Origin of the sequence: Staphylococcus borealis, from assembly GCF_001224225.1 — a bacterium.
In the GTDB taxonomy this organism is placed as follows: Bacteria; Bacillota; Bacilli; order Staphylococcales; family Staphylococcaceae; genus Staphylococcus; species Staphylococcus borealis.
Genome location: NZ_CUEE01000001.1, coordinates 121,451 through 134,846, shown reverse-complemented (window position 1 = coordinate 134,846; position 13,396 = coordinate 121,451). Strand labels below are relative to the sequence as shown.

14 protein-coding genes are annotated in these 13,396 nt (G+C 34.3%); 10 read left to right on the top strand and 4 right to left on the bottom strand.

Annotation, left to right across the window (positions count from 1 at the left end):
- Positions 1-72: 72 nt before the first annotated feature.
- Both gltS and AK212_RS00740 read right to left on the bottom strand, forming a co-directional pair.
- Positions 73-1,284, bottom strand: coding sequence for a sodium/glutamate symporter (gltS, locus tag AK212_RS00745; RefSeq protein WP_053028631.1), 1,212 nt, complete (start codon positions 1,282-1,284; stop codon positions 73-75).
- Positions 1,285-1,568: 284 nt separating this feature from the next.
- Complete coding sequence (locus AK212_RS00740; protein ID WP_053028630.1) at positions 1,569-2,177, bottom strand: DNA-3-methyladenine glycosylase; 609 nt, start codon at positions 2,175-2,177, stop codon at positions 1,569-1,571.
- Between the two features lie 213 nt (positions 2,178-2,390).
- Here AK212_RS00740 and AK212_RS00735 point away from each other — a divergent pair, with 213 nt between their 5' ends.
- From AK212_RS00735 to AK212_RS00720, 4 genes are all read left to right on the top strand, one after another.
- The gene (locus AK212_RS00735; RefSeq protein WP_053028629.1) at positions 2,391-2,588 is read left to right on the top strand and encodes a helix-turn-helix transcriptional regulator; all 198 of its coding nucleotides are present in this window, start codon (positions 2,391-2,393) and stop codon (positions 2,586-2,588) included.
- A 113-nt stretch (positions 2,589-2,701) separates the two neighbouring features.
- Positions 2,702-3,331, top strand: coding sequence for a hypothetical protein (locus AK212_RS00730; RefSeq protein ID WP_244881395.1), 630 nt, complete (start codon positions 2,702-2,704; stop codon positions 3,329-3,331).
- 200 nt (positions 3,332-3,531) lie between these two features.
- The gene (locus AK212_RS00725; RefSeq protein ID WP_053028628.1) at positions 3,532-3,858 is read left to right on the top strand and encodes a YnfA family protein; all 327 of its coding nucleotides are present in this window, start codon (positions 3,532-3,534) and stop codon (positions 3,856-3,858) included.
- A gap of 30 nt (positions 3,859-3,888) precedes the next feature.
- Positions 3,889-4,899, top strand: coding sequence for an aldose epimerase family protein (locus tag AK212_RS00720; protein WP_053028627.1), 1,011 nt, complete (start codon positions 3,889-3,891; stop codon positions 4,897-4,899).
- Positions 4,900-4,976: 77 nt separating this feature from the next.
- Here AK212_RS00720 and AK212_RS00715 read toward each other — a convergent pair whose 3' ends face one another.
- Complete coding sequence (locus tag AK212_RS00715) at positions 4,977-5,639, bottom strand: MOSC domain-containing protein (protein WP_053028626.1); 663 nt, start codon at positions 5,637-5,639, stop codon at positions 4,977-4,979.
- A 160-nt stretch (positions 5,640-5,799) separates the two neighbouring features.
- On the opposite strand from AK212_RS00715, the gene AK212_RS00710 reads away from it, so the two are divergent.
- On the top strand, positions 5,800-6,507 hold the full coding sequence (locus AK212_RS00710) for a ribose 5-phosphate isomerase A (protein ID WP_053028625.1): 708 nt from the start codon (positions 5,800-5,802) through the stop codon (positions 6,505-6,507).
- Between the two features lie 175 nt (positions 6,508-6,682).
- On the opposite strand, the gene sdpC is transcribed toward AK212_RS00710, so the two are convergent.
- Entirely contained in the window at positions 6,683-7,774 is a 1,092-nt protein-coding gene (gene sdpC, locus AK212_RS00705; protein ID WP_053028624.1) for a peptidoglycan release complex CPBP-like subunit SdpC, read from the bottom strand.
- A gap of 255 nt (positions 7,775-8,029) precedes the next feature.
- On the opposite strand from sdpC, the gene hutG reads away from it, so the two are divergent.
- From hutG to AK212_RS00680, 5 genes are all read left to right on the top strand, one after another.
- Positions 8,030-8,965 carry a formimidoylglutamase gene (hutG, locus tag AK212_RS00700; protein WP_053028623.1) on the top strand — a complete coding sequence of 312 codons (936 nt, stop codon included), beginning with the start codon at positions 8,030-8,032 and terminating at the stop codon, positions 8,963-8,965.
- Between the two features lie 329 nt (positions 8,966-9,294).
- On the top strand, positions 9,295-10,470 hold the full coding sequence (locus AK212_RS00695) for a SulP family inorganic anion transporter (RefSeq protein ID WP_053028622.1): 1,176 nt from the start codon (positions 9,295-9,297) through the stop codon (positions 10,468-10,470).
- Positions 10,467-11,591 (top strand): amidohydrolase, encoded by a 1,125-nt coding sequence (locus tag AK212_RS00690; RefSeq protein WP_053028621.1) that lies wholly within the window; start codon positions 10,467-10,469, stop codon positions 11,589-11,591. The genes AK212_RS00695 and AK212_RS00690 overlap by 4 nt, the downstream gene beginning before the upstream one ends.
- A gap of 128 nt (positions 11,592-11,719) precedes the next feature.
- Complete coding sequence (locus tag AK212_RS00685) at positions 11,720-12,601, top strand: SDR family oxidoreductase (protein WP_053028620.1); 882 nt, start codon at positions 11,720-11,722, stop codon at positions 12,599-12,601.
- An 80-nt stretch (positions 12,602-12,681) separates the two neighbouring features.
- A complete protein-coding gene (locus AK212_RS00680; protein WP_053028619.1) occupies positions 12,682-13,293 on the top strand; it encodes a flavin reductase family protein in 612 nt (203 codons plus the stop codon).
- The last annotated feature ends 103 nt before the right edge of the window (positions 13,294-13,396 follow it).

The window sequence follows — 13,396 nt, the reverse complement described above, 5'->3', positions numbered from 1 at the left end:
TCAGATAATACAAAAAAGCAAGTTGAGCGTACAAATGCTCAACTTGCTTTTTAGATAGTGTAAACATCAATTTTAATTTCCAAAAATATTGATAAAGCCCATGACGATTGGTACGCCAGCTAGGTCAATTAAGAAGGCCCCAACAATTGGCACGACTAAATAGGATTTAGGTGAACTACCATATTTCTTAGTGATCACATCTAGGTTCGCCATTGCATTTGGTGTGGCACCTAAACCATGACCAATAAAACCACCGGCCATGACTGCAGCATCATAGTCTTTACCAAGCACTCTAAATAAAATAAAGAATGCAAATAACGAAATAAATACCACTTGGACTAAGACGATGGCGATAAGTGGTAATGCGAGAGAATATACTTGCGTAAGTTGAATACTCATCAATGCTAATGATAAGAATAATCCTAATGCCACATCACCAATTTGGTCATTGAGTTTTAAATCAATGAGTTGTAGGTTCGCATATTCTGATATGTTACGAATTGCTACGGCTACAAACATAGAACCGACATACATAGGTAAACTTTGACCAGTTAAATTTGAAAATTGATCGCCTATCCAAGTTCCTACAGACATACATACTGCAATAATGGTTAATTGAATAAAGAATACTTGCGTTGGTTCGTATTTGCCGTGCAGGACTTCATTTGATTCAACTTTACTATAATCTTTAAACGTATCGTCACTATTTTCTGGTTTTAAATTATAGCGTTTAATGAGTGCTTTTACTAAAGGTCCACCCACTAATCCGCCAAATACTAAACCTAAAGTTGCTGCAGCAAGTGCTGCTGTAACAGCTGAATCGATATTAAAACTTTCTTCTAATGTTTTACCATAAGCGGCAGCATTACCATGCCCACCTTCCATTGACATTGAACCTGCAGTTAAACCTAATAATGGTTTAATATGTAATACTTTAGCTAATGAGATACCAATGAAGTTTTGGCATATTGCTAGAAAAGCACAGCATACAAAATATAATATTAATACCTTTCCACCAATTTTAAATAATTTGAATGATGCACCTAAGCCAATGGTAGTAAAGAACACCATCATGAAGAAATCTTGAATAAAGCTAGCATCTAATTTAATTTGAATAATATTGAATGTATCTAAGATCGCAACTAGAATTGCAAATAATAAGCCTCCTATTACGGGAGGTGGTATACAAATTCTTTGTAAAAATGAAACGTGTTTGACGATAAATTCACCTAATAAAAATAACAGACAGGCGAGACATAATGTTGTGACTGCATCTAATTCCATTTTTATAGCCCCCTTAAGAAACGATTTAAAAAATAAATAGCACTTGATGTAAGCGCTATAAATCCCCATATATAACATTATACATATAAAAAATATAGATTTCTAGGATAGTAATTATGATTTTTGTATAATAAGAACTTTTAATAAGTTTAAAAAAGTATAAAAAAATAATCCTAATATTAATTTTTAAAGTGATTACAATTAATATTATTTTGTAAAAAATGCTCTAGAATCTGACGTACAAGTCACATTTCTAGAGCAAAAATAATGCGTATTAGCTTTATTTATTTCCAAGTTTCATCGGGGTTGGAACAGTCTGATTTACGCATATGTGAAACGAAAGGGTTGCCTTTGACGGTGTATCGTAACGGTTTAGTTGTCCAATCGCCTTTATTGGGTATGCCAATTCGAGCACTTTCCACAATGTCTCTTGGGTATTTACGATGTTTCGTATCTATAGATAAACGACAATCATTCAATGTGGCACCATCAATTGCCCTAGGGATATTAAAGGCCTTTGTCCATTTACCTGGACCATTCGTTAAGTCATATCCTGATTTATTACGATTCTGCTTCATCGCTTCAATGCCGTCTAAAGGTTCAATAGCACGAATCAATACACCTTCAGGGACACCTTCATTTCGTGTTACGAAGTTTATCAATAAGTGCGTATGCATCACATGTCCATAAATGGTACCACCTTTTTTGTAGAGTGACGTTACTTTCGGTGTTTGTCTCCCGCCAAACCCGTGAGCAGCACGATCTGAAAATCCTAAATAAGCCTCAGTTTCGACTATATAGCCACTATACATTTGAAATTCGTCTTGATAGATGACTTTGACACCGAGTAACGCTTTAGCAGTTTCTATCGTCGGTTTTGATACAAAATCCACAAATTCACCTTCTTTCTTGTAATAACGAATGCATGTATATCATAAATCTAAAGTTTTGACTGGTATAACACAATGACAATATATTATGATAGCCATTATAATTGAAGTGAACGAATAATGAAATGACTTAATATATATGTCATATATAATTGACTATTAGCCTGTTAAATCGTTATGATGATGAATATGGGATGTTGAAAGAAGTGTGGAACAATGAATAAAGTGAAAGTATATCGAGGTGTAAAGAAAATCTCTCAACTAGAACTTGCACGTTCGGTTGGTGTATCACGTCAAACCATCAATATGATAGAGAATGACAAATATAATCCGTCATTAAAATTATGTATTAATATCGCTAAAACACTAGAAGTGACTTTAAATGATTTATTCTGGGAGGGTGAGGAAGATTAAAGATAATGACGCTTTGAAAGAACAAATCATAACATTGAAAGCAAAACTTGGCATTGTAAGTTTAAATTTCTTATGCGCTATTGCTATATTCGCAATGTTTAATGATTTGCAACGTGAGTTTCTTTCACCATTTTTTTATTGGTAGTGTATTTCTTTTAATCGTTATCGTGTGTAAATTAACGATTCATTCAGAAACCGTAGATGACATTCATATTTATGTACATGATTTTAGTGACAAATCAAAACTGAATCATTATTCCAAATTAAAAAGAATTATTTATCTCACCGTATGGATAATATATTTAATTGTTGTCGCTAATATTTTAACGCCGAACCTTAATCATACGAATCATTATGAGTGGGTATTTAAACCAAGTTGGCTAATCATTGGTGTCGGTGTCATAGTTGCATTATGTATGTTTGATGATAAACGTATTAAATATACAGATATGAACACACCAAACTTAGAGAATCGTGGCGCTACACCAAGAGGCATATTGAATTTAATCCCCAATTATAGATATGCTGATGAACAACAAAAATTTGTCATATTAAATGTCCATGCGACAAATTTTAATTGGATAATGATAGGATTAAGCATTGTGAGTGTGATTGATGTCATTATTGAATTCGCCATGCATCGTTTCCCTTTAGTCGCTATCATAGCACTCATATATAGTGTCATTCTATTGTTTATTGTCAAAGTTAAGACGAAGCACTTATGTAAGTTGCATGATGAATAAAATAGCCATTAAACGCTATCTATTAAATTTCTAATAGATAGCGTTTTCATTTTTTAATTTATATAAAATCTATGGAATATTAATAAAAAAAGTGTAACAATATGTATGTGGAAAAGTCAGTGCTTAAAATTTAAATAGATAAAGGTATGATTTGATTGATACAATGAGGCTAACTTTAGTAATCGTTGGAGGTCATTTCTATGCTTTATTCAATCTTTATCTTTTTATTAGCAGGTCTCTGTGAAATTGGTGGTGGCTATCTAATTTGGTTGTGGTTAAGGGAAGGACAATCAAGTTGGTTGGGATTTATTGGTGGCGTTATATTAATGATGTATGGTGTCATTGCAACATTCCAGTCGTTTCCAACTTTCGGTCGTGTTTATGCTGCTTATGGTGGCGTGTTTATTGTAATGAGCTTAATATGGGCATACATTGTCGATAAACAAGCACCTGATAAGTATGATCTAATTGGGGCATGCATCTGTATAATCGGTGTATGCGTTATGATATTACCGAACAGAACCTGATTAAGCGTGTTTAAGAGGGAGACGTAAGTAATGATAGTTGAAGTAGAAAAGCAAAGACATGGTATTGACTTAATCAAAATTGATAACGATGAAACGAATATTGTATTCACCAACTTTGGTGCGCGTGTCGTTTCGTGGAAATACCATGATAACAACATCGTTTTAGGCAATAAAGTTGAAGCGGATGAATTTTATCCATCTAATCCTTTTCATTTTGGTGCCACAATTGGTCGCTATGCAGGTCGTATTGGTAATGCCAGTTTTAATTTAAATGGTGAAACATATCAACTTGAAGCTAATAATCACCTGCATCACCTTCATGGTGGCAGTAATGGTTTAGATCAAAGACTTTTTAATTACGACATCCAAGATAACATTACAAATATAAAGATTACCTTTACTGTTCAACATAAGTCTATGGAAGATGGGTACCCAGGAGATATGTTTATTAAAGTGATTCACACATATGATGTAGAACACCGATGGACAGTAGAATATGAGGCACAATCGAATCAAGATACACTATTTAATCCAACGAATCACGTCTATTTCAATTTAAATAGAGATAACAATGTTATAGATAATCACAAGATTAAGAGTGAACAATTAAATATGTATCCAGTTGACAGTCATAATTTAATTACAAGCACAAGTCCAATTGATTTAGTAACAATATTTAAATCAAATTGCATTTCGTTTAGTGATATTTTTAACTCAGACAATGCCCAATTGAAAGAACAGGTTGATGCAAGAAATGGGTTGGATCATCCATTCGATGTTGGAAACAAGCAATTTTTCATTGAGAATGATGAGTTCTTATTAGATGTTACTACAACAATGCCGAATGTCGTCATCTTTACGTTTAATGATACGACAAGTTGGGATAGTGATTTTAATATTTATAAAGCGCACTCAGGTGTATCTCTAGAAACACAATTTTTACCTAATGATATTAATGTGTATGGTAATAAAGCACAATCTATTTTAAAAGCGAATGACACATTTTACGCTAAGACAATGTATCACGTAGCAGAAAAATAATATAAAAATAGTAAGGGACAGAGGAAGAAATAAATTTTGTGAAAATCGTATTTCTTCCTCTGTCCCTTACTAGTCGTTTATGAAGTTGTTTTAAGCGCATGATGATATAACTTTTGCAATTTAGCTATACGAGTTTCACTTAAATATGGATTTTGTAACGCATAACGCAATCGATTGACGTTTTTGCGGTCGTTATAATAAATTTCATTCAGTTCTTGTACAGAGAGTCGTGTTGTTTCATCTGCTAAATGGATTAATTTTAAATCATCATCTTGGTCTACATAGCCTTCTTGTATGACTCGAAAGTAAAAGCCAGTTTTACCACTCAAAGTCATTCGTTTAACCAAATCTGTAATGCCATACTTAGTTTGAATCTTCCAACACGGTTCTCTAATTTCGGATACCTCAATCACTGCTTCACCTAATTGATATTGATTTCCAAAATAGACATCTGCTTCATCTAAGTCTTCTACTGTTAAATTTTCACCAAACATTGCATAATCTGGAACTGTGTCCAACGCATATTTGTACATGTTATAATGCGATTTGCTAAAGCAACATACTGCTTTATGAGGCCCACCATGGTCTTTGTACGCTTGTTCATCTTCTGCAAAGCCAGTTTTGGATAACCACATCTTTCCTGAAAAAGGTGACTTGTTTAAAGCTGATCGCATTTCTCTTTTTTGTCCGTAATCTAATTGTTCAATTTTGCCTACTGAAATTGCATAGACTGAAATCATTGTCTTCTCCCCCAGATAAAGTTAATAAGCAAAATTTTACTATACTCACAATTAAAAGATAAGAAAAATGATAAAAGAATTTCTCATATTGAACTAGGTATTTGTTTCAACGTCATGTAAAATAATAGTTGAGTATAATTGAAAAGGGGTCACAGTTAAGATGAAAGATGCTAAAGAACTTAAATTCATGACAGTAGATGATGCTGTAGCTCAAATTAAAGACAATATGATACTAGGCATTGGTACGGGGAGCACAATAGAATTGCTTATCCCAAAGATTGCTGAAAGAATTCATAATGAACAATTAAATATTACTGGTGTGTGTACCTCTAATAAAAGTGCATTAATTGCGAAGAAGTTAGATATCCATATTGTTGATATCAATGATGTTAATCACGTTGACTTGGCTATAGATGGCGCTGATGAAGTTGATCCTAACCTTAATTTAATTAAAGGTGGCGGCGGTGCCTTATTTCGTGAAAAAGTAATTGATGAAATGGCGCATCGATTTGTAGTTTTAGCGGATGAAAGCAAACTCGTTAATTATTTGGGTGAAGGTTTTAAACTACCAGTCGAAGTAGATAAATTTAATTGGTTACATATTGCTAAAAAAATTGAAATGTATGAAGATGTCGTGACAGAGCGTCGTATGAGTGATGATGTACCATTTATTACTGATAATGGGAATTATATTTTAGACTGTCAATTAAATAAACAGATTGATCCATTTACATTTCATGATTATTTAATTCATTTAACTGGTGTCTTGGAAACAGGATATTTTTTAAATATTACTGATCAAGTGATTGTTGGTACACAAGATGGGGTTAAAATTATAAATAAAGGGAGTGGGACAGAATTCTTTTAAAATTCGTCGTCCCACCCCCGCAAGGATGACTAGAACTGAAAAAAGCTTGATTTAATTGCATTTTCAGTTCAGTCAGCTACTGCGAATTTGCAAAATAGCACCATCATATTAATTATGTCCTAGGCTTTTTAAATATCTTGTGAGTCTTTATAAGAAATCACAAGGTGTATAAGCTTTACTTATCCGTTTTATGATTCGCTGTGTCATTTACATGGTCGATTTCATCTTTGGCATCATCAACAACAGATGAACGTCTTTCTTCTTTATAAGCCGTATTCTCTTTAAGTTCTACATCTGAAATACTTGAAGATGTCTCAGACTGTGATGCGTGACTTACACTGTCATCGTTGTTAAGATGAGTGGTCTTGTTGTCTTCTTTGTCAGCACTTGTGTCATCAGTTACATCTTCACTATCTGAGTCTGTAATGTCGTCATCATTCACATGATCTAAATAATTGTTAGGTTCGACTTCATCTAGTGAACGATTTGTTGTTTTATATACAATAAATCTAATGATTAAACTTAAAATGATAAAGATAATACCCACTAATGTTGTACTCAAAGCAATAACTTTCATTGAGAACAAGTCACCAGTTTCTTCACTAAATAAGAATACTTGCGCAAATGTCATTGCGGCATGGAATACAACTGCAATATAGATTGTACGTCCTTTTGTTGCACGAATTAATTCACCGATAATCATTGAGAACATGAATGTATATAAGAAGTGATATCCTGCATATTCCATTCCGTAAGTTGTATTTGCTGCCCAAATAGAATAAATTAAACCAACAATGATTGAAGCAAAAAATGTATTCACTTTATTTTCAACAATATTTTGTAAATATGAACGGAATCCAAATTCCGCAAAAAATGCCATTAAAAGATGACCGATAATGATTGTTGTCACTGATACAGATAAATCAGTTGCTTGTAATAAAATAAAACTATCAGCAAAAGTATTAAAACTAAACATGCCAATCATGAAAATCACTAGCGGTAAAATCAGTGCTAGTAATATACGTTCAATAACTCTGATATCAACTGAAAATTTTAATCCAGCTAATTGAGCACGTTTATCTTTAAATGCAATAATACAAACAACTGCTGCGATAAACGGTGCAAGGTCAGTAAGATCAAATACAAAACGTTTGATACCTACTGTTGCTTGGAAATCTCGTAGGATTAATGATAGCGCCATCGTAACTACGAAGAATACGAATATTGTTAACGCCCATTGAAATCCTGATATACGATTCGTCTTCATTTATGTAACCTCCATTAGGGTAACCGTAAAAACTCTTTCTTTAATATTATACATATTACAAGGGTATAAATAAATTGTCCATTTTAAATATCATTAAAATGTAATAGTCTTGAATTATTTTTATATGATTGAAAACAATTTTTAATGTCTTAAATTAATTTGAAAAGGGTAAGCAAAAGTATAACGTAACATTAACGATGCATTACATTGTGGTGTAAGATAATGGTATAGAGTAAATCAATAGGGGGCAATGAAATGTATACACAAGGTAATCCGCAACTTTGGACAGGTCGTTTAGATAGCGACACAGATCCCAAACAGTTTAGACATTTTCAGACAGTACAATTTGCTAATTTAGAAAAAATGGAAAATGTAGGAGAGAAGACAGGCGTTGGTTTCTTAGGATATGCGGTTGATAAAGGTGTAGAGAACAATAAGGGTAGAGTAGGAGCAAGAAAAGGACCAGACGCTATTAAACGTGAGTTTGCGAAACTTCCAGATTTAAGTGAGTGTGATATGCTTGTTGACTACGGCAATGTCTCACATACGAATGACTGTCTAAGAGAGACGCAACAGGAGATGGCACAGTTATCCGCTAAAGTTATTCAACAACATCAGCAAGCCTTTCTCATTGGTGGTGGACATGATATTGCCTATGCCCAATATTTAGCGACAAGAGATGTCTATCCAGATGCTTCAATTGGCATTATAAATATTGATGCGCATTTCGATACACGACCTGATGAACCACCTACATCTGGCACGATGTTTCGAGAAATACTAGATAATGATGATAAGGCTGATTATTTAGTACTAGGATTAGCTCAAGGTGGCAATACGCGCGCATTGTATGATTATGCGAAAGACAACGATGTTATCTATGTGTATGCGGATGAACTCTTACATCAAGTATCACCTACCATTAAAGATAAAGTAGAACGATTTATTCACGATCATGATACGATTATGTTTACGATATGTATGGATGTGATTGATAGTGCGTTTGCGCCAGGCGTTAGTGCATCAAGTGTGTTGGGATTATATCCGCATTCAGTATTTGAAATTAGTAAACGAATCATATTAAGTGAAAAAGTATCTTCCATTAGTATTGCAGAGACCAATCCTGACTATGATGTAGATGATCGTACATCTAAATTAGCAGCAAATTTAATTCATCATTTCTTAGTATAAGTATCAATAATTAACGTGAATGATAAGACTATACCGTTAACGATGACGTATTAATTGCTTATAAATCATGTATTCATATATGTAAGAGCGGGATGTGAGGCTGGGACAAAAATAATATAATGAAGCTATTTTGCAAATTCGCAGTAGCTGACTGAACTGAGAAGGCGCTTAATTCAAGCTTTTCTCAGTTCTAGTCACCCTTACGGGGGTGGGACAACGAATTTAAAAAGAATTCTGTCCCACTCCCGTTCCGCTCTTTTTCTAATTTAAATTGATAGAAAAGTTTGACAATTATGTTACGATATAAACTAATAGGGGAGTGACTGGTAATGGAACGATTAAGCTATAAGCAACAATGGCGTGGTGATGTTGCACAAAATATCTTGGCTGGTATCTTAATGGGGTTAGCATTACTCCCAGTATCTATAGCTTTCTCGTTTATCGTGCATATTAGTCCTACTGTAGGGTTGATGAGTTGTGGATTAATGATGTTGTTTATAAGTTTGCTAGGAGAACGGATTAGTATGGTATCTGGTCCGAGTAGTGGTATTTCTATTGTAGGTGCACCACTTGTTGAACAATACAATGTTCATTATTTAATTATGTCAACAATTGTTATGGGCATCATTTTGATTATCTTTGGGTTATGTCGTATAGATAAGATACTCCATCATATTCCCGATACTGTCGTTATAGGATTTATGAATGCCCTGGGTATTTTACTACTTACGACACAAATAAAATATATCTTTGGCATTACAACTGCAACGTATTATGTAGCAATTGCAACATTTCTTATCATTTATCTATCCTCGAAATTGATACGATTGATACCGGCGCCACTAATCGCCATCATCGTATTAACAGTAGTAAGTTATTTAATTAAACCCAATGTTCAATTGGTACATGATTTAGCACAAATTCGACTTACTCTCCCTAAGCCTTCTGTTTATACAGAATTACTAAATGCACATGCACTTAGTATTATCATGTTATATGCATTAACCATGGCTATCATTTCTGTCGTTCAAACCAATCTTACTAACGATATGATGGACACCATAACGCAAAGTGAATCGAATAAAGATCGTGAAGTGATGGGTCAAGGGTTAGCTAATGTGTTAGTTGGACTTCTAGGTGGCTATGGTTCAAGCGCTTTAGTAGGTCAGTCAAAGTTTAATTTTAAAATGGGCGCCACAACACGGTTAGCGACATTGATTACTGGAATGTTTCTTTTATCTTGTGTTGTCATTTTGGGCCCAATTGTAGGATTAATTCCTATGGCAGTTTTGGCATCGGTACTCATTACGATATCCTTAAATACGTTTGATAGACGTACATTTAAACATTTGAGAGAAGCGCCAATTACACATGGCATCGTTATGATGATAACGATGATATTAATTTTAATGTCTCACAATTTAGCTATTGGTGTCGTTATAGGGACATTGATTTATTATGGCATTCACTTTATTTTCAAAAAGAAAGGACGACAATCGATATGACAACATTTAATGACTATGTCAATTGGAGACGAATATTTCATCAATTTCCTGAAGTATCTCAGAAAGAATACGAAACGACGAAACGTATAAAACGTATATTACAAGCATATGATATTAAAATCATTGACCTTCCTTTAGAAACAGGTCTCATAGCTGAAATTGGTCAAGGAGAACCATGTATTGCTGTACGTACAGATATAGATGCGTTACCGATTACAGAGCAAGTTGACCATGAATTCACTTCAACTAATGAAGGCGTGATGCATGCGTGTGGTCACGATATTCATATGGCTAGCATCTTAGCTATTGCCACTAAATTAAAAGAACAAGAGCAAACACTTAAAGGTCGTGTGAAATTGATATTCCAACCTGCAGAGGAAACGGGTTATGGTGCTAAAGCAATTGCAGAGACAGACGTCTTGGATGATGTCAAAGCTATTCTTGGATTCCATAACTATCCAACATTAGATATTGGAGAATTTGCAATTAAGGCTGGGCCTATTACGTCCGCTGTTGATCGTTTTGAATTTAAAATTCACGGTAAAGGTGCGCATGCTGCAAAACCTGAACAAGGTAATGATCCAGTTATGGTACTCGGTCAATTAATTACAAGTCTACAAACGATTGTAAGTCGGAATATATCGGCTTTTGATAGCGCGGTAGTGACGATTGGAGAAGTATCATCTGGTAATACATGGAATGTAATTGCTGATCAAGCTTATGCCCAAGGCACAGTGCGTTCGTTTAAACCTGAGATTCAAAATTATATAGAACAGCGATTTCATGAGATAGCTCAAGGGTTAGAGCAATTATTTAATGTAGAAATTGAAGTTGTTTATACCAGACTTCCAGGAACGGTAGTCAATGATGCGTACTTAACGCAACATGCTAAAGAAGCCGCTAAAAAGGTCGGTTATAACATCATTGAATTAGAAAATCCATATACGATTGGTGAAGATTTTTCTGGTTTATTAGCTAATCATCCTGGTGTGTTTGCATTTATTGGTTCAAATAGTAAATACGATCTACATCATCCGAAATTTGATCCAGATGAACGTATACTTGAGAAAGTCTCAGAATATTTTATAACGCTCATTGATCAGTTGTTTGAAGCGCTTTAATTTAATTCATCGCCAATGATGAAATTAAAATATGGTGTGTGTGACTGTATGATATTTTTCAATAATTGATTTAATAATCAATAAGAATGGGTAAACAAACACTAAACATGCTTTAGGAGTTGAATAAAATGGGCGCACAAGATCCAAGAACTAAATTTAAGTCATCTGATTATGAAAAACAAGAACAAGATTTACCAGGACTTCAATCCAATTTAACACCACAACCTGATTGTGGGGAAACTTCCTATGAGGGGCATCATCGTTTATTGGATTATAAAATGTTGGTAACGGGAGGTGATTCAGCAATTGGACGTGCGGCTGCTATCGCTTATGCGAAAGAAGGCGCCGATGTTGCCATTAACTACCTTCCAAGTGAAGAACAAGATGCGCAAGAAGTTAAAGACGTTATTGAAAAGGCAGGACGTAAAGCTGTCTTAATACCTGGGGATGTTCGTGATGAACAATTTAATTATGATTTAGTTGAACAAGCGTATAATGAACTAGGTGGTTTAGATAATGTGACATTAGTAGCAGGTCATCAACAGTATCATGACACATTACAAGGATTTGATACGCAATCGTTTAAAGAAACATTTGAAACCAATGTATATCCAGTATTTTGGACCGTGCAAAAGGCATTGGATTATTTACAACCTGGTGGATCTATAACAACAACATCATCTGTTCAAGGGTATAATCCAAATCCACTTATTCACGACTATGCAGCATCAAAAGCAGCCATCATTTCACTCACGAAAAGCTTCTCTGAACAATTAGGAGAGAAGGGGATTCGAGTGAATTGCGTTGCACCTGGTCCATTCTGGTCTCCATTACAAATCACTGGAGGTCAACCACAGTCTGCGATACCACAATTTGGTCAAGATACACCACTAGGTAGAGCAGGACAACCTGTAGAACTCGCTGGCACATACGTCTTACTTGCTTCTGAGGACTCAAGTTATACAACTGGTCAAGTCTTCGGTGTAACTGGTGGTATTCAAATTAATTAAATATAAAATTGTAAATCCAACGCAAGGGTTTGAATAAGACTCTTGCGTTTTTATAATGAAATGAGTAGGAGTGATAGAGCGTGAAGCACATTGATCCTAAGCAATTAACAGATGTTCAAAATTATAAATTATTAAGTGGCTCGATTATTCCAAGGCCGATCGCATTTGTTACATCTTCAGATAGCGAAGGGCGTTTAAATGCCGCACCATTTAGCTTTTTCAATATCGTTAATAATGCGCCACCTATGATTGCTATTTCCGCACAAAGAAAAGCAGGAAAACGCAAAGATACCGCAATCAATATTGAAAACGTTAAATCATTTGTTGTTCATATTACGGATGAAGATAATGTTGAAGAAATTAATAAAACTGCAGCGCCAATCCAACCTGAAGACAATGAACTTGATTTGACTGAACTCCATATGATGACTTCTGATATTATTGATGTACCAGCAATCAAAGAAGCCAAAATTAGATTTGAGTGTCAACTTGAACAAATGATTTTATTAGGCTCTGAAGATGAGGGCGCTGATTTAATTATTGGAACAATTGTTAAGTATCATATACAGGACGATGTATATTTTGGAGACAGTAAAATTAATGCAAATCAACTCAAACCTGTTGCACGTTTAGCAGGTAATGATTACGCTAAATTAGGAGAGCGATTTACAATTGAACGACCCAATCGTTAATGTCATGTCACAAACGATGATTTTAAATATGCAATTTCCATAAAACTTTATTGACGTTATGACAGTATTCTTGTAACTTTAATAATAAAATTATTTTTATAAG